Annotated in this window: 18 protein-coding genes; 8 read left to right on the top strand and 10 right to left on the bottom strand. The window is 63.4% G+C overall.

What is annotated here, in order from left to right:
• Nucleotides 1-69: 69 nt before the first annotated feature.
• From GGQ99_RS01150 to GGQ99_RS01115, 8 genes are all read right to left on the bottom strand, one after another.
• A complete protein-coding gene (locus GGQ99_RS01150; protein ID WP_183260082.1) occupies nt 70-444 on the bottom strand; it encodes a Kazal-type serine protease inhibitor domain-containing protein in 375 nt (124 codons plus the stop codon).
• Between the two features lie 108 nt (nt 445-552).
• Nucleotides 553-1056, bottom strand: coding sequence for a DUF1269 domain-containing protein (locus GGQ99_RS01145; RefSeq protein ID WP_183260080.1), 504 nt, complete (start codon nt 1054-1056; stop codon nt 553-555).
• Nucleotides 1057-1167: 111 nt separating this feature from the next.
• Nucleotides 1168-1773: a hypothetical protein gene (locus GGQ99_RS01140; protein ID WP_183260078.1), complete on the bottom strand. Its 606-nt coding sequence runs from the start codon at nt 1771-1773 to the stop codon at nt 1168-1170.
• Nucleotides 1774-1781: 8 nt separating this feature from the next.
• Nucleotides 1782-4874, bottom strand: coding sequence for an efflux RND transporter permease subunit (locus GGQ99_RS01135; protein WP_183260076.1), 3093 nt, complete (start codon nt 4872-4874; stop codon nt 1782-1784).
• Entirely contained in the window at nt 4871-5971 is a 1101-nt protein-coding gene (locus tag GGQ99_RS01130) for an efflux RND transporter periplasmic adaptor subunit (protein ID WP_183260074.1), read from the bottom strand. Before GGQ99_RS01130 ends, GGQ99_RS01135 begins: the two co-directional genes overlap by 4 nt.
• 75 nt (nt 5972-6046) lie before the next feature.
• Entirely contained in the window at nt 6047-7291 is a 1245-nt protein-coding gene (gene arcA, locus GGQ99_RS01125) for an arginine deiminase (RefSeq protein ID WP_108607456.1), read from the bottom strand.
• Nucleotides 7292-7310: 19 nt separating this feature from the next.
• Nucleotides 7311-8744, bottom strand: a complete 1434-nt coding sequence (locus tag GGQ99_RS01120) for a basic amino acid/polyamine antiporter (RefSeq protein WP_108607455.1) — start codon at nt 8742-8744, stop codon at nt 7311-7313.
• Nucleotides 8745-9063: 319 nt separating this feature from the next.
• Nucleotides 9064-10494: a basic amino acid/polyamine antiporter gene (locus GGQ99_RS01115; protein ID WP_183260073.1), complete on the bottom strand. Its 1431-nt coding sequence runs from the start codon at nt 10492-10494 to the stop codon at nt 9064-9066.
• A 214-nt stretch (nt 10495-10708) separates the two neighbouring features.
• On the opposite strand from GGQ99_RS01115, the gene GGQ99_RS01110 reads away from it, so the two are divergent.
• From GGQ99_RS01110 to GGQ99_RS01075, 8 genes are read left to right on the top strand one after another with little or no spacing between them, the layout of a single operon-like run.
• On the top strand, nt 10709-11854 hold the full coding sequence (locus GGQ99_RS01110; protein WP_183260071.1) for an alpha/beta hydrolase: 1146 nt from the start codon (nt 10709-10711) through the stop codon (nt 11852-11854).
• Nucleotides 11851-12369, top strand: coding sequence for a Na+/H+ antiporter subunit E (locus GGQ99_RS01105; RefSeq protein ID WP_183260069.1), 519 nt, complete (start codon nt 11851-11853; stop codon nt 12367-12369). The genes GGQ99_RS01110 and GGQ99_RS01105 overlap by 4 nt, the downstream gene beginning before the upstream one ends.
• Nucleotide 12370: 1 nt before the next feature.
• Nucleotides 12371-12622: an MrpF/PhaF family protein gene (locus GGQ99_RS01100; RefSeq protein WP_245439860.1), complete on the top strand. Its 252-nt coding sequence runs from the start codon at nt 12371-12373 to the stop codon at nt 12620-12622.
• A 2-nt stretch (nt 12623-12624) separates the two neighbouring features.
• Nucleotides 12625-12867 (top strand): hydrogenase subunit MbhD domain-containing protein, encoded by a 243-nt coding sequence (locus GGQ99_RS01095; RefSeq protein ID WP_183260067.1) that lies wholly within the window; start codon nt 12625-12627, stop codon nt 12865-12867.
• Nucleotides 12868-12869: 2 nt separating this feature from the next.
• On the top strand, nt 12870-13211 hold the full coding sequence (mnhG, locus tag GGQ99_RS01090; protein ID WP_183260065.1) for a monovalent cation/H(+) antiporter subunit G: 342 nt from the start codon (nt 12870-12872) through the stop codon (nt 13209-13211).
• Entirely contained in the window at nt 13208-13897 is a 690-nt protein-coding gene (mbhE, locus tag GGQ99_RS01085; protein WP_183260063.1) for a hydrogen gas-evolving membrane-bound hydrogenase subunit E, read from the top strand. The genes mnhG and mbhE overlap by 4 nt, the downstream gene beginning before the upstream one ends.
• 15 nt (nt 13898-13912) lie before the next feature.
• Entirely contained in the window at nt 13913-14281 is a 369-nt protein-coding gene (locus GGQ99_RS01080; RefSeq protein ID WP_108607447.1) for a sodium:proton antiporter, read from the top strand.
• Nucleotides 14275-17370: a complex I subunit 5 family protein gene (locus tag GGQ99_RS01075; protein ID WP_183260061.1), complete on the top strand. Its 3096-nt coding sequence runs from the start codon at nt 14275-14277 to the stop codon at nt 17368-17370. The genes GGQ99_RS01080 and GGQ99_RS01075 overlap by 7 nt, the downstream gene beginning before the upstream one ends.
• A gap of 83 nt (nt 17371-17453) precedes the next feature.
• On the opposite strand, the gene GGQ99_RS01070 is transcribed toward GGQ99_RS01075, so the two are convergent.
• Both GGQ99_RS01070 and GGQ99_RS01065 read right to left on the bottom strand, forming a co-directional pair.
• Complete coding sequence (locus GGQ99_RS01070; RefSeq protein ID WP_183260059.1) at nt 17454-18740, bottom strand: alpha/beta hydrolase; 1287 nt, start codon at nt 18738-18740, stop codon at nt 17454-17456.
• Between the two features lie 22 nt (nt 18741-18762).
• Nucleotides 18763-19425 carry an esterase/lipase family protein gene (locus GGQ99_RS01065; RefSeq protein ID WP_343061637.1) on the bottom strand — a complete coding sequence of 221 codons (663 nt, stop codon included), beginning with the start codon at nt 19423-19425 and terminating at the stop codon, nt 18763-18765.
• Nucleotides 19426-20124 lie beyond the last annotated feature (699 nt).

Raw genomic sequence — 20124 nt, 5'->3', positions numbered from 1 at the left:
GTTGCCCCACCCCTGCTGCCCATTTCCCGACTTCAACTGCCTCGATCGGATCATCTGGATGCACTGTCGTCAACGGCAGCGGCCTTCATGCACGACCCGGAAATTGTCGGCGCGCGCCAGGCAGCTGTTGGAGAAGGTGCGCCACCTTGCGCCGCTGACGGCGCAGACCGGCAGATAGATCGCCGGGCAGGCAGTCTGCTGCTGCTCGGGCCTGCGGCACTGGCCGTTATGGATCACGCGGAAGCCGTCGGCGCGAGCCATGCAGGAATTGGAGAAGGTACGGGTGCGGTCGCCGCGCTGTCCGCATACGGGCGCATATTCGAATGTGCATGCTTGCGGACGCGACGGGCCAGGACCGGGGCCCGGCGACTGGGGAACGCAGGCCGTCAGCATGCCCAGAGCCATGAGCAGCAATGCGGCAGGATTTGCAAACAGGCGGTTCATGATGGCCAACTCCCCTGTGTCAAACAATCAGACAACCAGCTCCGCGACGCGTGGCGGCGGATGCAACGGGCCGGGCTGCGGCCCGCTGCGATGTCCAGGCTAAACCCCTCAGCTCGCCGGCGCGGCAGATGCCTTTTGCAGGGCGTCGCGCAGGGCCTGTTCCTTGGTTTCGTCGAGAGAGGTCTTGAGCACCACGCCGCCGAAGCCCGCGATCTCCTTCAGCACCTTGTCGGCGGTCATTTCCTTGACCAGCACGAACAGCGCACCATTGCCGGGCTGTAGGCTGCCCGAAAGCTCCTTCATGAAGGCGTCGTTGATGCCGAAGTCGCTCATCGCACCGCCAAGCGCGCCAGACGCGGCACCAACGGCGACACCGAGCAGCGGGTTGAGGAACAGCACGCCGACGAGCAGGCCCCAGAAGCTGCCTGAGACGGCGCCGGCGGCCGTGGTGTTGACCAGTTGGTTCAGCTTGATCTTGCCGGCATCGTTCTTGGTTGCGATGACCGCGTCACTGAGCGTGATGAGATATTGTTTCTGCAGCTCGAAAAGGCGCTCGCGCACTTCTTCGGCCTTGGCTTCGGTCGGGTACACGATGACGATCAGGTCAGACATGGTAACTCCTTTTGCTTCAAGATCGGACGATGCGAAGCGTGTTGCACAGCAGCATAGCCTGCGGGCAAGAGCCGGGGATTAGCGGTGCGTCCCAACGCTTTGCCTTGCGTTTCATTTTGAGCGCCTCGACTTAAGGTCAAGACCCTCGCCGCCCGCCTTGTCGTAGAAACTGACGCCCACGCGGGCATCGGCCAGGCGCCGGTAGAGTCTCTTTTTCTGGGCTATCGGCCACCAGTCGTAGAGAAATATCTCGAGCGGTCGCCACAGCGCCACCCAACCGACGATGATGAGACCTTCCTCGACGAAGTGCCCGATGCGGCCATAGGATGTGAGGGCGACAAACACCTGGCCCAACAGCAGGCAAAAGCCAAGCACGCCAAGCCCGATCAGCAACGCCCGTCGGCCGATGCGGAACTCATCGGACAGTTCGCGCGCCACGACGCCGGCGCGGTAGCCGAAATAGTTGGACAATGACGCGTCGAGGCCACGAACCTCGGCACTGTCGGCTACCGCCGCAGGCAGGTGAATCCTGATTTCCAGCGGCCGGTCGGCGGGCAGTTCACTTGCCCAGCCGCAAATGTACTCGTCCGCGTCCCGCGCCAGATCCCGTTCCCGGAACGGAAACGGGTCCATCGTCTCGAACAGTTGCGACACGTCCTCGAGGCGGATTTCAATGGCACCGCCCTGCCCGTCCGCCGGAAAGTCATCGGTCTCCATGCGAATGCTCAGGCTGGCACACTGGCAGGCTGGGCCGTTGCCTGCGGTGCAGGCGATGCCGGCTGTTCCTCCGGAATGCGGAACCAAAGCACGTAGAGAGCAGGCAGGAAGATCAGCGTCAGCACGGCGGCCACCACCAGACCGCCGATGACGGTGAAGGCCAGCGGCGCCCAGAACGGATCGCGGATGATCGGCAACATGCCGAGAATGGTCGAACCCGCGGTCAGGAACACCGGACGAACGCGCTCGGCCGTGACGTCGATGACGCTCTGCCAGCACATCCCGCTGCTCTCCAGCCGGTTGTCCATCTGGTCGATGAGCACCACCGAGTTTCGCGTGATCATGCCGATCAGGGCGATCATGCCGAGCACGGCGATGAAGCCGACAGGAATGTTGGTGATCAGCATCACCAGCACGACGCCGATCAGCCCGAGCGGCACCACGCTGATGACGAGCAGCAACTTCTGGATGCTCTGGAGCTGGAACATCAGGATGATGACCATGACGATCGCCATCAGCGGGATCATCTCCAGCACCGATCCCATGCCGGTCTCGGCGCCTTCGACCGAGCCGCCCACCTCGATCCGGTAATTTGGATTGTCGTGGCGCAACTTGTCGATCGCAGCTGACGCCTGGTCGACGACGCTGTCGGCCATCACGCCTTCCGCTACGTCGGCCTGCACTGTGATCGTGGTTTCGCGGTCGCGCCGCCAGATGATCGGCTGGGTGGTGCGGTATTCGATGTTGGCGATGCTGGCCAGCGGGATCGTCTGGTTCGGTCCTACCGGGATCTGCAGCGAGCGCAGCGTTTCGACATTGGCACGCTCGTCAGCCGCGGCGCGGGCAACGACGTTGACCAGGTAGATGGAGTCGCGGACCTGCGTGATCGGCAGGCCTGATGCCGTGGCAAACAGCGTCTGGCTGATGGCGGCCGAGTTCAGGCCGACGAGGCGCGCCCGATCCTGGTCGACTTCGATCACCACCTTCCGGATCGGCTCGTTCCAGTCGAGATTGGGCGTGATGACGCCGCTGACATTGCCGACGGCGTCGGCGACCTTCCAGGCGAGGCTGCGGACACCGGCAACATCGGAGCCGATGACGCGATACTGGACCGGCCAGCCCACGGGCGGTCCCATCTCCAGCGGCGAGACACGGGCGATGATATCAGGGAACTGCTGGTCGAGTTCGCTTTGCAGCCTTGCCTGCAAGCCGTCGCGCGCCTCGACGCTCTTGGCGATCACAACCGCCTGGGCACGGAACGGCGCCGGCGCCTGGATGTCCATGGGCAGGTAGAAGCGGATGGCATCCGAGCCGACATAGAAGCTCCAGCTGACGACGTCCCTGTCGGTGGCGAGCAGCTTTTCGACTCTGTCCACCTCCGCCGAAGTCGCCTGCAGCGACGCACTTTGCGGCAGCACCAGTTGCAGCATCAGTTCCGGACGATCGGAAGGCGGGAAGAACTGCCGCTTCATCAGCGGCGCAGCAAGCAGCGCTACGACGAACAGCGCGACCGTGCCGGCGACGACAATGTAGCGCATGCGGATGCAGGCAAGGAGTAGCTTCTTGAATCCTCGCGCCAGACCGCCCTCGCCCCTGTTTGCCGACTTTGCGCCCGACTTCAGCACCGCCAGACCGACGATCGGCGTCAGCAGCACCGCGATCAACCAGGAGACGATGAGTGCGACCGCAATGACCACGAACAGCGAACGCGCATATTCGCCCGATACGCTGCGGGCGAGCCCGACGGGGATGAAGCCGGCGATGGTGACAAGCGTGCCGGCAAGCATCGGAAATGCCGTCGAGGTATAGGCATATGACGCGGCTTTTACGCGATCGTAGCCTTCGTCGAGCTTGGCCATCATCATTTCGACCGCGACCATGGCGTCGTCGATCATCAGCGTCAGCGCGATGATGAGCGCACCCAGGGACACGCGTTGCAGGGCGATACCGCTGATCTCCATGGCCAGGAAGGTCATGCACAGGACCAGCGGGATCGAAACCGCAACGGCGATGCCGGCGCGGAAGCCAAGCGCCAGGAAGCTGACGCCGAGCACGATGATGACGGCCTGGGTCAGCGAGACGGTGAAGCCCCTGATGGCGCTGGTGACGACCTCCGGCTGGCTGGCGACATGGACGAGGTCGATGCCGAGCGGCAGGTCGTGCTCGAAGCGGGTCATCACCTGCTTGATGTTGCGGCCGAGTTCGAGAATGTCGCCGCCTGAGGCCATGGAAACGGCAACGCCGATGGCGGGCTTGCCCTTGACGCGGAACATCGGTTGGGGCGGATCGACCGTGCCGCGCGTGACGGTTGCGATGTCGCCCAGCCGCACGAAACCCGAGGAGGTCGGGATGTTGATCTCACGGATGTCGTTTTCGTCGCGAAGGTCGCCCGACACTTCGAGGATGGTGCGGTCGGTTGCCGATGTCATGGTGCCTGCCGGCATCACGGCATTCTGCGCCTGGATCGTGCTCATCACCGTCGCCGGGCTGATGCTCAGGCTTGCCAGACGCTGGGTCGAGAACTCGATGTAGATGGTCTCGTCCTGCGTGCCGAGCATCTCGACCTTGCCGATATTGTGGACACGCAGCAGCCGGCTGCGCGCCTCGTAGGCCCAGTCGCGCAGCTCGCGATCGCTGAAGTCGGTCGACTGCAGCGCATAGATGATGCCGAAGGTGTCGCCGAACTCGTCGTTGAAGAAGGGGCCGCGCACGCCAGCCGGCAAGGTGGCCTGGATGTCGCCGACCTTCTTGCGGACCTGGTACCAGATGTCGGCGACCTCATCCGGCGCGGTCGAATCCTCGAGCGAGACATAGATGATCGACTGGCCGGCACTGGTCAGGCTGCGCAGCGTGTCGAGCCGCGGCACTTCCTGCAGCGTCCGTTCCAGCCTGTCGGTCACCTGGTCGACCGTCTGCTCGATGGTGCCGCCCGGCCAGACGGCGTGAACCAGCATGGTCTTGACGGTGAAGTCGGGATCTTCGCTGCGACCGAGATTCAGGAACGAAAATGCCCCGGCGATGGCGCCAAGCACCATCAGGAAGACGATGAGCCCCTGCCGCTTGATGGCCCATTCCGAGAGGTTGAAGCCGCCCTCGTTCATTTGGCAGCCCCGAGCAGGCGCACTGACATGTCCGGGCGAAGCTGCTGCACGCCGGCCACCACGACATTGTCGCCGTCCTGCAAGCCGTTGGCGACGAGGAAGTCACTCGTTTCGAAGCGATGGACCTCTATCGACACCAGCTTCGTGGTATTCGTCTTGGGATCCACCACCCAGACGGCCGGCTGGCTGCCCTGGTTGAACAGGGCCGTCATCGGCAGCCTGGCAACCGGGTCACCGGCGACCTGTACCGTGCCGCGCACGGCGCTGCCGAAGCGGAAGTCGTCAGGCACCGTCTCCAGCCCGACCCGGACCGTGAAGTTGCGGGTCACCGGATTGGCGACCGGAGAAATCTCGCGGACGGCGCCGATTGCCTTGCTGTTCGGATTGCTGAGCAGGCGCGCCTCGACGCGGACATCGCGGCTGGCCGACTGGATGGTCGCCTCCGGCACCTGGAAGACCGCGTCCTTGTCGACGAGTTGCGCGACACGCACGATCATCTGCCCGCCACCGACAACCTGGCCGACATCGCCGCCCACCGCGGTGACCACGCCCGCGGCGTTGGACTTCAGCACGCGGTTGTCGAGATTGTTCTGGGCGACGCGCACGGCGGCCTGCGCGGCGTCGACGCCTGCCCGCGCGGCGTTTGCCTGGGCGGTCGCCGCATCAAGTGCTGCGCGGCTGATGGTGCGCGGATAAAGCTGCTCCTGCCGCCTGCGCGTCTGGTCGGCATTGTCGAAATTCGATTGCGCCGCAAACAGATTGGCCTCGGCCTTGCGCACGGCATCCTGGGCGTCTTCGGTGTCCAGCCGCGCCAGCACGGCGCCGACCTCGACGCGGTCGCCGACATCCACGTCGCGCTCCCTGATCTCGCCGCCCTGCCGAAAACCGAAATTGGTTTCGGTGCGCGGCTGCACGTCGCCGACGAGCGAGCCGAACGTGTCCTCGGCACTGAAGGAAACGGCAACCGTCTTGACCGGACGCGGTGGCAGTTCGACTGCCTCCTCCGCCCGCTGGCAGGCGGCGACAAGCAGCGAGGTTGTGGCTACAGCGGCCAGCCCAAGGAGGCGCCTGCTGGTGGAAGACGGACGTGATGCCATTTCGGGTTCCTCATCGACCCAAAACCAGCGCACGGCTTTCGCCGAACGCTGGAGGGACAAGCACAGACGATGACGTCAGTAGTCGACTGCGTCGCGGATGATCGGGCAGGTCATGCAGTGACCGCCGCCACGGCCCCGGCCAAGCTCGGCGCCGGTGATGGTGATGACCTCGATGCCTTCCTTGCGCAGCAGCGTGTTGGTGTAGGTGTTGCGGTCGTAGGCGAAGACGACGCCGGGCGAAGCGCAGACGAGGTTGGCGCCGCTGTCCCACTGGGTGCGCTCGCGCATGTAGTCGTTGCCGCCGGTCTCGACGACGCGCATCTTTTTGAGGCCGAGCGAGTCGCGCACCGTCTCGACGAAGCTGCCCTTGTCCTTGTGCAGTTCGACGCCGCCATTGCCGTCGGGGCGATAGGAGAAGGCGGCGATGCCGTTGACGATGTCGGGATACAGCAGCACGCAATCGCGGTCTGCGAAGGTGAAGACGGTGTCGAGATGCATCGCCGCGCGCAGCTTGGGCATCGCCGCAACGATGACACGCTCGGCGGCTCCCTTCTCGAACAGGGCAGCGGCAACCTGGCTGATCGCCTGGCGCGAGGTGCGCTCGCTCATGCCGATGAGCACGTTGCCCTTGCCGATCGGCATGACGTCGCCGCCTTCGAGTGTGGCAAGTCCCCAATCCTTGGTCGGGTCGCCCCACCAGACATTGACCTTGCCGGCAAAGTCGGGGTGGAACTTGTAGATGGCGGTGGTGAGGATCGTCTCCTCGTGGCGCGCCGGCCAGTAGAGCGAGTTGAGCGTCACGCCGCCATAGATCCAGCACGTGGTGTCGCGGGTATAGAGCGTGTTGGGCAGCGGCGGCAGGAGATATTCGTTGACGCCTGCCGCGTCGCGGATCAGCACCAGCTGTTCGCCGCCGACGGCCTCGGGGAACTCATGGGTCGAGAGGCCGCCGATCAGGGTTTCGGCGAGCTCGCGATCAGTGAGCCCTTCGAGATAGGAGCGGACTTCGTCGAGCAGGCCAAGGCCGATCTGGTTCGGCGACACCTGATGGTCGAGAATCCACTTCTTGGCCTCGGGATTGGCAACCGTTTCGGCCAGCAGGTTGTGCATCTCGACCACCTCGACGCCGCGGTCGCGCATCTTGGTCATGAAGTCGAAATGGTCGCGTTTTGCGTTGTCGACCCAAAGCACGTCGTCGAAGAGAAGATCGTCGCAATTGGAGGGCGTCAGGCGCTGGTGGGCCCGACCGGGCGCACACACCATGACCTTGCGAAGCTGGCCAACTTCCGAATGAACGCCGAGGGGAGTGCCGTTTGTCATGACGTTTCTGCCTTTCTGTTCAATGTGTGATGGTGCCGGTCAGCAGACCGTAGACGCCGACCAGTCCGGCAATCAGGGTGACGGCGAACACGATGAGCTCGGTTGGGGTGAACAACTGCAGTTTCTGTTCGCGGCGTGCCCAGAAGTAGAGGATCGTACCCGGCACGAAGAGGACGGCGACGAGCAGGACGTATTTCAGCCCGGCGGCGACGAACATGAAGATGGTGTAGATCGCCGCTATCCAGGCGATGACCTGATCCCGCCCACGTTCGCCCTGGGATGTTTCGTAGCCTTCTCCGCTGCGCGCAATCAGGATGCCGTAGCCGGCGACCAAAAGGTAAGGCAGCAGCGCCGTGACGCTCGTCATGTCGAGCATGAAGTTGAAGGCGTCGCGGGACCAGTAGGTGGAGATCACGAACAGCGACACGACGATGTTCGTGAGCCACAAGGCATTGGCCGGCACCCGATTGCCGTTCTGGGCGGCGAAGAGCTTCGGCATGTCGTTGGACTTGGCGGCGGCAAAGAGCACTTCGGCGCAGATCAGCGACCAGGCGAGGTAGGCGCCCAGCACCGACACCAGGACACCAATGGAGATGAAGACGGCGCCCCAATGTCCGACAACGGCCTCGAGAACGCTCGCCATCGACGGCTGCTGGACGGCGGCGATCCCCGATTGCGGCATCGCTGCGTAGGGCAGCAAGGTCACTGCCACCATCAGGCCGGTGACGCCGACGAAGCCCAGGATCGTTGCCCTGCCGACGTCGGAGCGTTCCTTGGCGAAGCGCGAATAGACGCTCGCGCCTTCGATGCCGAGGAAGACGAACACGGTGATCAGCATGGTGTCGCGCACCTGAGCGATCAGCGTCTTGGCCGGCATGTCGGCGCCGCCGAAGAAATTCTCGGAGAACTGGGTGTAGTTGAAGGCGAAGACCAGCGCGAGGATGAACACCAGGATCGGCACGATCTTGGCAATCGTGACGATGGTGTTGATGAACGTGGCCTGCTCGACGCCGCGCAGGATCATGAAATGGAATGCCCAGATGCCGATCAGCGACACGATGATTGCGGTGGCGCTGCTGCCGTCGCCGAACATGCCAGGGAAGAACCGCCCCAGCGTCGAACCGATCAGAACCCAGTAGAAGACGTTGCCGAGGCAGCTGCCGAGCCAATAGCCGAAGGCCGACAGGAACCCCATGTAGTTGCCGAAGCCCGCCTTGGCATAGGCGAACACGCCGGAGTCGATGTCCGGTTTCTTCTCGGCCAGCGCCTGGAACACCCGCGCCAGCATGTACATGCCGGTTCCCGCGATTGCCCATGCGATGATGGCGCCGAACGGACCTGTCGCTGCACCGAAGCGGCCGGGCAGGTTGAAGATGCCCGCACCGACCATCGATCCCACGACCATGGACGTAAGTGCAAACAGCGACAGCTTCTGATTATCGCTTGAAGCCATGGTCCCCCTCCTGGCAGCGAACCCATGTCCGCGATCGAGATGCGAAAGAAATTCAGGATCAACTATAGGATTGCAGGGGTGGGGCTGTGATCAGCATGGAATCCCATGTCTATGCTCCGCGTCCCAAAGTTGTGCAGCGCAAAGGATCAGGAACCGAAGCCGCCATCCGGAAAAGATCGCGCCAATCAAGCAGATGCTCGAATACCGTACAGTTGCTTCTGAGAATGCGCTGCAGGTCGCGGCCATGCCGGGCGTCTTGCGCCTGCGGCGTTGCAACTACCAAGCGACGGGCATGCGCAGGGACTGCTGTCGGCCTTGGCTAAACAACGATGAGACCTGTGGCGATGCCGTAGATCGCAGCCGCCGCGCCGACAGCCGCAACTACGAACATCACCGTCTCCACAGGCGTGAACACCCTGCGCCCCTGCTCCATGCGCGCCATGAAGAAGAGGATCGTGCCGGGCCCGTAGATGGCAGCCGAGAGCAGCAAGTGCTTGGCGCCCGCCGCATAGATGAGGAAGGCCGTGTAGACCAAGGCGATCGCAGCAACGGCGAACTCGCCACGCCGCGCGGCCGGGTCCTTTTCGTAGCTCTCGCCGCTCCAGGCCAGCTTGAAGCCGTAGGCGGCGACCAGAAAATACGGAATGAGGATCATCGAACTGGTGAGTTCGAGCGCCAGCCGGAAGGCATACTGGGCAAAGAGCGTAAGGATCAGGAAGGTCTGGACGACCGCATTGGTGAGCCACAGCGCGTTCGACGGCACGCCATTCTTGTTCTCATGCGCGAGGAAGCGCGGCATGGTTTCGTTGCGGGATGCAGTGAACAGGATTTCGGCCGCCAGCAGCACCCAGGACAGGTAGGCGCCGGCAACTGAAATCAGCAGGCCGACGCTGACGAACTTGGCGCCCCATGGCCCCACCACCGCCTCCAGCACGCCAGCCATCGACGGATTACGCAAGGCTGCCAGATCGGGGCGCAGCATGACGCCATAGGACAGGATCGTTACCAGCACGAGCAGGCAAAGCACGCCGAGAAAACCGAGCAGCGTTGCCACGCCGACGTCGCGGCGGTTGCGGGCGTAGCGCGAGTAGACACTCGCGCCCTCGATGCCGACGAAGACGAATACCGTCACCAGCATCGTGCCCCGGACCTGGCTTGCGACACTGCGCAGGCTGACGTCCTCGCCACCCCAGAAGTTGGCGGCGAAGATGTCGGCGCTGAAGCCGTAGATGACGAAGACGATGAACAGGAAGATCGGGATGATCTTGGCAAAGGTGACGATGGTGTTGATCGCCGCCGCTTCCTTGACGCCGCGCAGGATCAGCGAGTGCACGGTCCACAGCAGCATCGACGAGATGACGATGGCCGTGATGGTGTTGCCGTCGCCGAACACCGGAAAGAACAGCCCCAGCGTCGACTTGATCAGCACGAAATAAGACACGTTGCCGAGAAGCGCGGCCGACCAATAGCCGAGGGCGGAGAGAAAGCCGAGATAGTTGCCGAAGCCGGCCTTGGCATAGGCGTAGATGCCGGCGTCGAGGTCGGGCTTGCGGCGCGACAGCGTCTGGAACACGAAAGCCAGCATCAGCATGCCGACGCCGGCGATGGCCCAGGCGATCAAAGCACCGAACGGCCCGGTCTCGCGACCGAAGGCCTGCGGCAGCGAAAAGATGCCGGCGCCGACCATCGAGCCGACGACCATCGCCATCAGGGTCCAGACCGAGAATTTCTGCTGAGTGGCTGAGTTCATCGAATCGTGTCGTCACCAATTTTTTTGGCCAGCGGCAGCCCCGACAAGTCCTTCCGCCATGACGGCAATCTAGCCCGAGCCCGGCGGCCATGTGATTGGCATGGAATCCCGAGGATATGCTTGGCGTCCCAATCCTTGGCCTCGGCCTGCTTCGCCGGTTGCCGCCACGCGGATTTGCTGCTTCTGATCGCGCGTAAGCTTGCTGGATCGAGGCATGTCGGCGAAGCGTCTGTTTTCCGTTCTGTTGATGGCGATGCTGCTCGCCGGCTGCGGTGGCCCACGCGCCGTGCTTGGCCTTGGCGCGACCACCGACCAGGCCGCGTCTGCAGCGGTTGTGCCCGTCTACGTCGCCACCACACGCGCCCGATCCGACAACCTGTCGCTGCCCTATTCGGCCCAACGCTCGCAGACGCTCAATTTCGCAAAATTCGACATCGGCATCCCCAGGAACCACGTCGCCGGCGACGTCGAAAAGACCGGCCGAACGCCTGACCCGGCCAGGCATTTCGTGGCCCAGAGCTACCAGCAGATCGCCAGCCGCAAGCAGTTTGTCGCCCAGCTCGATGCCGCCCTGGCCCAGCGCCCGCCGCAAGAGCGCGAAATCTTCATCTTCGTGCACGGCTACAACAACAACTTCGCCGACAGCGTCTTCCGGGCCGCGCAGATCGCCCATGACTACAATGTCCGCGCGGTCACGCTGCATTATGCCTGGCCCTCGGGCGGTGCCTTGCCGCTCTATGTCTACGACCGCGACAGCACCGTGGTCGGTCGCGGCGGACTGGCGGAAACGATCGAGATCGCGGCGCAGACCAAGGCAAACCGGGTCATCCTCGTCGGCCATTCGATGGGCGCCTATGTGGTCATGGAAGCGCTGCGGGAACTGGCGCAGACCGGCCGCCGGCAAGCCCTCAAGCGCCTCGGCGGCGTGGTGCTGGCAGCGCCCGACATCGACATCGACGCCTTCCAGAGCCAGGTCCGCGACATTGGCGAACTGCCGATGCCCTTCGCCATCGTGGTATCACGTCGCGACCGGGCGCTCAGCATTTCCCGGCGCATCGCCGGCGGCCACCCGCGCGTCGGCAGCGGCTCCGACATTGCGCTGCTGCAGCAGAAACACATCACCGTGCTTGACGCGTCCGAGGTCGATGGCGGCTCGCATAACATTTTCGCGAGTTCGCCGACGCTGATCGCCTTTGCCGGGCAGAGTGGACTGTTGCGTCGCTTGATCGAAGGCGACGACGCCAGCGCCGGCGAGACGCTGCTGGCCGACGGTGGCTCGGCCATCGAAGGTGCCGCAGCACTCGTCATCTATCTGCCCAGCCGCATCCTCGGCGGCGTAGCACTTGCGGGTCGCCTATGAACGAACAGGCCCCGACCGATGGGAAAGGAATCCGTGGCCTGCCGGTGCTTTGGCTGCTGCTCTTCATCCTCTGGCTGATCGTCAACGCCTCGCTGGCTACGCCAATCCTCATCACCGGCGCCGTCATTTCCTTTGCCATCGCCTTGATCTTCGCGCGCCGCAGCAATGTCTGGCACATCGCTGTCACGCCGCGCAGCGCCTGGCACTTCCTTACCTATACCAGCGTCTTCTTCACCGAGCTGGTGAAGGCCAATCTCAACATGCTGCGCTATGTCTATTCGCCGCGCATCGACATCCACCCCGGCATCGTCAGGGTCCGCATTCGCTTGAAGTCGCCGATCGGTAGGCTGGCGCTGTCCAACTCGATCGCGCTGACACCCGGTTCGCTGGTCATGGACGTCAGGGGCGAGACGATGTTCGTCCACTGGCTCGACGTGAAGACGACCGACCCGGACCAGGCAACCGAAATGATCGTGGCTCCGTTCGAAAAGCACCTGGAGGCGGTGTTTGGCTGACATGCTGCTTCAGATTGCCGGCGTGCTGATCTTCTTCGCCATCGTCTTCGGCGTGGCAAGGCTGGTGATCGGCCGCACCGCAATCGACCGTGTCGTCGCCATCGACATGCTGACCGTGGTGTCGATCGCGCTGATCGCGCTCTACGCACATCTGTCAGGCCGCTTCGTCTATATCGACGTCGCCCTCGTCTACGGCCTGCTCAGCTTCCTCGCCGTACTCGCCATCGCCCGCTTCCTCGAAAAGGGACCGTGACGATGCTCGAGCTGCTCGTCATCCTGATCTGCGGCAGCATCCTGGTCAGCGGCGTGCTGGCCGTCTGGCTCGACAACCTGATGGCAGCAATGGTGAGCGCCGGGCTGGCGAGCCTGTTTGCCGCAGTCTCCTATGTGCTTCTCGCCGCCCCCGATGTCGCCATGGCGGAAGCCGCAATCGGCTCAGGCCTGTCGACGCTCATCTTCCTCTATGCGATCCGCCGCACCGGCGGTGGGAGGGAGTGACCATGGAGCTGACCGGCAGCATCCTGGTGCTAACAGGCGCCTTCTTCCTGTTCTCAGCCGGGCTTGGCCTGCTGCGTATGCCCGACACCTTCACCCGCATCCAGGCCGGCACCAAGGCCTCGACACTGGGCAACATTCTGGTGCTCGCCGGGCTCGGCTTCTATCACCCGGACTGGGCGCTCAAGCTGCTGGTCGTTGCCTATTTCGTGCTGATGACCAACCCGCTCTCGTCGCATGCGCTGTCGCGAGCGGCGCACGCCATCCGCACGCCGATGGCGCCGTCGACCATGGTCGATGCGCTGCGCGAGGAAGGCGACCGGCAAGGCAACGGGGACGTGTCATGAAGGCGGCCTCTTCCCTGCTCGCAGTGCTTTTGTTCGGGGCGGTCTTCGCCGGCATCGTCGGCGGCTATGGCGAACGCGAAAGCGTGTCCGCGCTCGCGGAACAGTATCTGGCCATGGTGCCGCGCGAGCTCGGGGCGCCCAATGTCGTCACCGGCATCCTGATCACCTATCGCGGCTTCGACACGCTCGGCGAAGTGGCGGTGCTGTTCATGGTCGCCGCCGGCGTCGGCGTGCTGTTGGGCGGCAAGGATACCACGACGGCTTCAGAACCCGGTAGGGAGCCGCGTCGCCCGAGCGAACTCGTCGGCAACGGCGCCGAGATCACCCTGCCGCTGATCTTTCTGTTCGGCGCCTATGTCATCAAGAACGGCCACCTCTCGGCCGGCGGCGGCTTCCAGGGCGGTGCGGTGGTCGCCTCCGGAACCATGCTTCTGATGCTCGCCTTGCCGGCAACGAAGCTCAACCACGGCTTCCTCGGCGTGACGGAATCGCTTGCCGGGGTCGTCTATGTCGGCATCGGCATCCTCGGGCTGGTGTTTGCCGCCGGCTTCCTCGACAGCCACATCCTGCCTTTGGGTGAATTCGGCACGCTGATCAGCGCCGGCGCCATTCCGGTCATTTCGGCGCTGCTGGGCGTCAAGGTCGGCGCCGAACTGAGCGTCATCATCGACCGTTTTCGCAACTGAACGCAGGAAGACGCCATGGGCCTGCCTGTCTCGACGCTCCTCATGACCACCGGCTTCCTGCTGGTGCTGATAGGCATGTGGGGCATCCTGCGCCACCGCAACATCCTGCGCATCATCATCGGCTTCGGCCTGTTCGACACCGGGCTGCACATCGTCATGGTGGCGACCGGCTACATCACCGGCGGCACGGCGCCGATCATCGACACCGCACTTGGGATCGAGCAGGCGACCACGCGGGCGGTCGATCCAGTACCTTCGGCCCTGGTCGTGACCGCCATCGTCATCGGCTTTTCGGTCACCGCCATCATGCTGGCCTTCGCCATCCGCATCCACGACGCCAGGAAGACTCTGTCCATCGACGCGCTGACGGAGTCCAAATGGTAGAGGCGCTGTTCCAGCCGCTGAACATCTTCCTGCTCGGCCTCGGCGGCGGCTTCCTCATTCCCCTGCTCTACCGCATCGCCAAGCCGTTGCCGGCACTGGCCTTCATCACAGCCCTCTGCGGCATCGCCGCCGTCTCCGGCGTCAATTTCTGGGCGCTGCGCAACGGCCAGCCAGCCATCGAGGTTTATACCGCAGGTGCTACGCCGCCGATCTCCATCAACCTGCGCTTCGGCGCATGGGAGGGCTTCTTCACCTTCTGCGTCAACATCGCAGCGCTGCTCGGCGCCTGGCAGCTGTGGCCACGGCTGCGCGACAGTTACGCAGCACTGCTGCTCTACCTGATCCTCGTCATGGGCATCAACGGCATGGTGATGACCCGCGACCTGTTCAATCTGTTCGTATTCCTGGAGATCGTGTCGATCGCGACCTATGGTCTGCTCGGGCTCGAGCGCGGCCCGGCAGCGCTCGCCGCAAGCTTCAAATACATCATGGCGACGGTGATCGCCTCGTCGTTCCTGCTGCTCGGCTCGGTGCTGCTCTACCATGTCACCGGCACGCTCAACATCGACGAGCTGATCGCACGCCGTGAACTCATCGCCGGGCCGATCGGCACCACGGCGCTGATCTTCATCCTGGCTTGCCTGATCCTCGAACTGAAGCCGTTCCCGGCCAATGGCTGGGGCCTCGACGTCTACGAGACGGCACCCGCAGGCATTGCCGCGCTGGTATCGGTCGGCGTTTCGGCCGGCGTGTTCTTTGCGCTGCTCAAGCTCCTGCCGCTGTTCGAAAACCACCTCTCGCTGATCGCGGTGGCGGGTGGCGCCACCTTCCTGTTTTCCAATCTCGTCGGGCTCAAGCAGACCAACGTCCAGCGCATGCTCGGCTACTCCTCCATCGCCCAGATGGGGCTGATGATGCTGGCGCTGGCCTTGCTGCAGAAGCAGGGTGCCGCCGCCTCCATGCCGCTGGTCATCGGCGGCCTGTTCGCCAACCATCTCTTCGCCAAGGCCGGGCTGTTCTGGCTCGCCGGTGCGGTGCAGAGAACGGAAGTCGCAGGCTGGTCGACTATCGCAGGGCGGCCTTTTGTGCTGCTCGTCTTTGCACTTCTGCTTGTCGCCATTGCCGGCCTGCCGCCCTTCCCCGGCTTCTGGGCCAAGTGGGAGCTAGTCATGCAGCTTTCCGGCGCCCAGCTCTATGTCTGGATCGCCCTGATCCTGCTCGGCTCGCTGCTGGAGGCCGCCTATATGTTCGGCTGGTTCAAGCAGGCGACGCGGGCCATGCCCGGCGATCTGCCGGTATCCTTCACGGCGCGTGACCTGCTGCCGGCCGCAGGCGGTGCAGTGCTGCTGGCCATCGGCAGCTATCATGCGGCCCAACTCGCCGGTGCCGCCTCGCTCTGGCTGTTTTCGCCGCTCATCATCGGCATCGTGCTTTACGCGCTCGACTGGCTGCCGGGGCGCGTCAAATGCTGCCTGATGCTGTTGGCCGTGCTCGGCGTGGGCAACTGGCTGATATCTGAAACAACAGGCATGTCAGGGCTTTTTGCTACAGTGCTCTTGGGCGGCGGCCTGGTGGTGGCCTCGGCCGCGCTCTACAGGCAAGATTCCCGCCCCGGCTATTATCCGCTGATGGCGGTGCTCTTGCTTTCGATCGCTACGATGATGCGGGCGCAAACCAGCCTGGAGTTTTTCTTCTCCTGGGAACTGATCACGTTGTCGTCCTACTTCATGATCGCGCAGGGCAGGCATGCCCATCCCCATGCCCTGCCCTTCCTGTTGTTCTCGCTGACTTCAGCCTTTTGCCTGCTCGCCGGCTTTGCGCTCGCCGATGCGGCCAACGGCACCTCGCTGCTGCAGGCGTTCCGGACAGGCGGGACGGATGCTGCGTCCGCCTTTGCCCTGCTGGCGCTCGGCTTCCTCATCAAGGCCGGTGCGATCGGCTTCCATGTCTGGCTGCCCGGCGCCTATGCCGAGGCCGACGACGACCTCTCGGCAATGCTGTCGTCGGTGGTCAGCAAGGTCGCCATCTTCGGCCTGTTCATGGTCACCTATCTCGCCATCGGCTCGCAGGTCGGGCTGGAGCTTGCCCATCTCATGGGCTGGATCGGCATGCTGACGACGGTGATCGGCGCCGCCCTCGCCTTCAGGCAGGACGACGTCAAGCGGCTGCTCGCCTATTCGAGCATGAGCCAGCTCGGCTACATCATCACGGCAATCGCGCTGATGAGCCATCTCGGCTGGGTGACGGCACTTTACCTCGTCGCCAACCATCTGATGGTCAAGGGCATCCTGTTCCTGGCTGTCGCAGGCGTGATCCTGCGTTGCGGCACACGCCGGCTCGAAGAGCTCGGCGGCCTCGCCCGCCGGATGCCCGTGACCTTTGTCGTTGCGGTCGTCGCCCTCGTGTCGATGTCGGGCCTGCCCCCGCTCGCCGGCTTCGGCGGCAAATGGCTTTTGCTCAGCGCCATGGTCGACAAGGGCTGGTACGGGCTGGCGGCAGCAGGCATCCTGGCGACGCTCATCGGCCTGCTCTACATGTTCCGCCTCGCCCACGCGTTGTTTCTCGCGCCGCCGCAGGCCGCCGCCGTCCACGTCCGCGAAGCTCCGATGCAGCTTCTCCTGCCCCAAATCGTGCTTGTCGGGGCGATCCTCGTCCTGTCTTTCCAGCCCAAGCTGTTCATGGACCCGGTTTCGACTGCCATCGACCCCTATTTCGCCTCAACACTGGTCTGGGAGGGCATGTCGCTCGAGACGATCTACGGCTACTGGAACCCGGTTCCCGTCATGGCCGCCTCGATTGCCGGCGCCGGCGTTCTATTCCTGATCGGATGGACCGTTTACCGCCTCGACCAGGGCCGCACTGCGGCCACGGGTATCGCCGAATTCTATCGCTACTACATCAAGATCTCGCAACCCTGGTCGGCGCCGCTGGCAACGAGGGCCTGGGAGAGTATCGCACGCCTTGGCACTGTCTCAGCCGAAGCAACGCGCAGGGTCTACACTGGCGACGGCCAGATGTATGTTCTCGTGGCGCTCTTTTACGTGCTGTTTCTACTGTCGGCCAATTTCATTGCTGGACATGCGGGCTAACTCGATTCCAGCAAGGCACGAGTGAGCTCCCGTCCAGAATTGCGTCAGCAACGCAAACAACCGTTATTGTGGCTCATACCGGGTCAGCCGCCGGTTCCGGGGGAGATTTTTCCTTGCTGACGTAGCCGCGACACGACATGGGCAAGTTGATCGGGATAATCTGGCGTGAAGGTCCAGTAGTGAACCCCGGAGGCAGCTGCCGCGTCCATCAGGCCGCGCTCGCCGGGAGCCAGGTCGTACAGCAGCGTGATAAGCACGTCGCTGCTGACCCACGGATCGTCATACCAGAATGTATGCGAGGTTCGGGACAGGCCGGGAATGTTTTCCGGCCTCACCCGAAGCAGTTCGAGGCCGTCGGCTCGTGCGCTTTGCAGAAGCCAGTTCGTGTCATCCGCATCAAGTTCTTCCATATCAGGCCTGCCTGCGCGCGATGCACGGTTTATTACCTGCGATAGCCTGAGCGCGCTGTCGTTGAGATTGGCCGAAACAGTGACGCGTTCGGCCACGTCCGCGTAATCGCGCATGTCGGCCACGAAACGTCGAAAATCGGCGTCCGGGGCGGCGTGATAAACCTCGCCGATACGCACCGGTGCGGCGTCCGGCTGCTTTGCCTTGCGCCCCGCCAATGCCAGGGCGTCGCTCCCGACCGTGCCGCCGGCGCTGTAGGTCAACACGTCGACCTTGTCAGCAATGGTGTGCTGCGACAGGAGTTCGACCAGCTTGGCAAGCTGGGGAGCCGCGCCAAAAGCGGTCACCATATCTCTCGGGTATCTCAGGAAATTTTCGGCCGTCGGCCAGGCGAATAGAACAACCACAGAGGTCCGGCCTGTGAAATGGCGGAGCTGCGCTGCCTGTCCCGCCGCACGTTCAACGGTGGTGTTGGCACCGTGGACATAGACAATGACATCGCGATCCTGGCTGGCGGCCAACGCTTGGTCGATCTTGTCGAACCAGGCCATCGCTGCGGGTGAAGGCGGCTGATCCGGCTCAATCGCCGCCTGCTCATTCAGATTGCTGAGATGGAGGAATGGCCGCCGGTCGTCGCTTGCACCGGTCGACCAGGCATAGATCCTGTCCCAGGTTGTACCTTCCTCGCCGATTCTGACCGTCGCCTCCCCGAGCTGCAGATCCCTGCCCGGGACGACTGCATAGAGGCGATCGTTGCGCGGTCCGACGGGAAGCCGGTTGGTAGCGTAGAAGAGGGCGATCTCCGGGTCTGACTTGTGCTCCGGATTGGTGGTGAAGGGGCTTGAAAGGCCGCCGAGGAAAACGATCGGGGTAGGCATAAGGCGCATGGGCGGCTGGTAAAAGGATATGGCTATGGTCGCTCCGGCGACGACAAGGCAGAAGATTGCGAGATAGCGGAACATCAATCCCTCTCAGCCGGAGTGGTCAGTTCCTCAACAAGCGCCGGAACAGCTCGCGCATGGTCAGGTGGTGGTCGAAATGTCCATCGCGAAGGAAGTTCAGAACCTGCACGATGACCAATGGATTGATCATCATGAATGTATGGGACGTCGGCAACACGATATGGTCGGCCATGCCTTCGAGCTTGGTGCTCTCGACCGAAACCTTGCCGTCATTGGGGCCGCTGAACAATTGGGAGAACGCGGGGTTGTTCGATCTGTCGCCGGCAATGATGCCGAGATTGAAATCCGCCGGCCCGAGAGTGTTGGGAATGCTGCCCGGATTGGTGCCAAGTTGCCGGCCTGCCGGTCCGGTGAGCATCTGCAAGATTGCGAGATCGCCGAATGCGTCGATGATCTCGGAGCCGCCATTTGGCGGACCCAACATGACCACGCGGCCGAGATTTCCAGGTCTATGCTGCTGCAGCCAGGCCCGGACCAGGATTCCGCCGAGCGAATGCGTCACGAAGTGGACGTTCCCAGACTTCCCGCATCTGGCCACCGACTTGTCGACATGCGCGATCAGCTTTTCGACGGGAGCATTCAGGGACGGATAGCCATCATTCACCACCTTGAAGTCATTGGCCTCCAGGGCCTCCTCGATCAGGAGCAGAGATGGGGCCGAACGCCCAAGGCCATGAAGCAGCACCACGCAATCCTGCGCCGACGCACCAGACCAAAACAGAGACAACATCAATGCAAGCAAACAGCGCATGACCGTAAACAGAACCGTTTGCGGAAGTTGACAGGCCGCCGATCCTCTAGGTGGTCGACAAAGCGTCTACCGGCAAGGTGCGAGATAAGTTACCGGCCTGCCGTAGCGGTCGACCATCGGTCGTCCACGGCTGTCGACCCGCTGGAAACGGCACTGGCCCGGAGCGGTCCCGGCGCCAATCATGGCACCCGCCACGCCCCCGATTGCGGCACCCGCGACCGTTGCCCCGGTATTGCCGCCGATCGCCTGGCCAACCAGTGCCCCGCCTGTTGCGCCAATAGCGGCTCCGCCGAGTGCACGTTCCTGGGGCGTATTGCACGCGCTCGTAGCCAGCGCGATCACAAGGAGAGCCGCAACCTCACTCAATGTTCGTATCATCGATCGATTCCTCCACAACCGTGCACCATGCCGATTGCATGGCACCGACGACAATGCTGCCATTGCTTTAGTCGATTGAAACGTCGAAGTGATTGGCTGAGCGTCCCAATGCTATGCTCTGCGCCTCAATCGTAGCGTTTCGCGCGGTCCGCTGCCTTGCTGAAACGATCGAGTCGACTTTGCTCCATTTGGTGGGCGCCCATGGACGACGAAGGTTGGCGCGGAGTCCAGATACTATGCCTCACGTCCCAAAGA

The sequence above is a fragment of the Aminobacter niigataensis genome (assembly GCF_014200015.1).
Classification (GTDB): Bacteria; Pseudomonadota; Alphaproteobacteria; order Rhizobiales; family Rhizobiaceae; genus Aminobacter; species Aminobacter niigataensis.
This window is presented reverse-complemented; position numbering and strand designations above follow the sequence as displayed.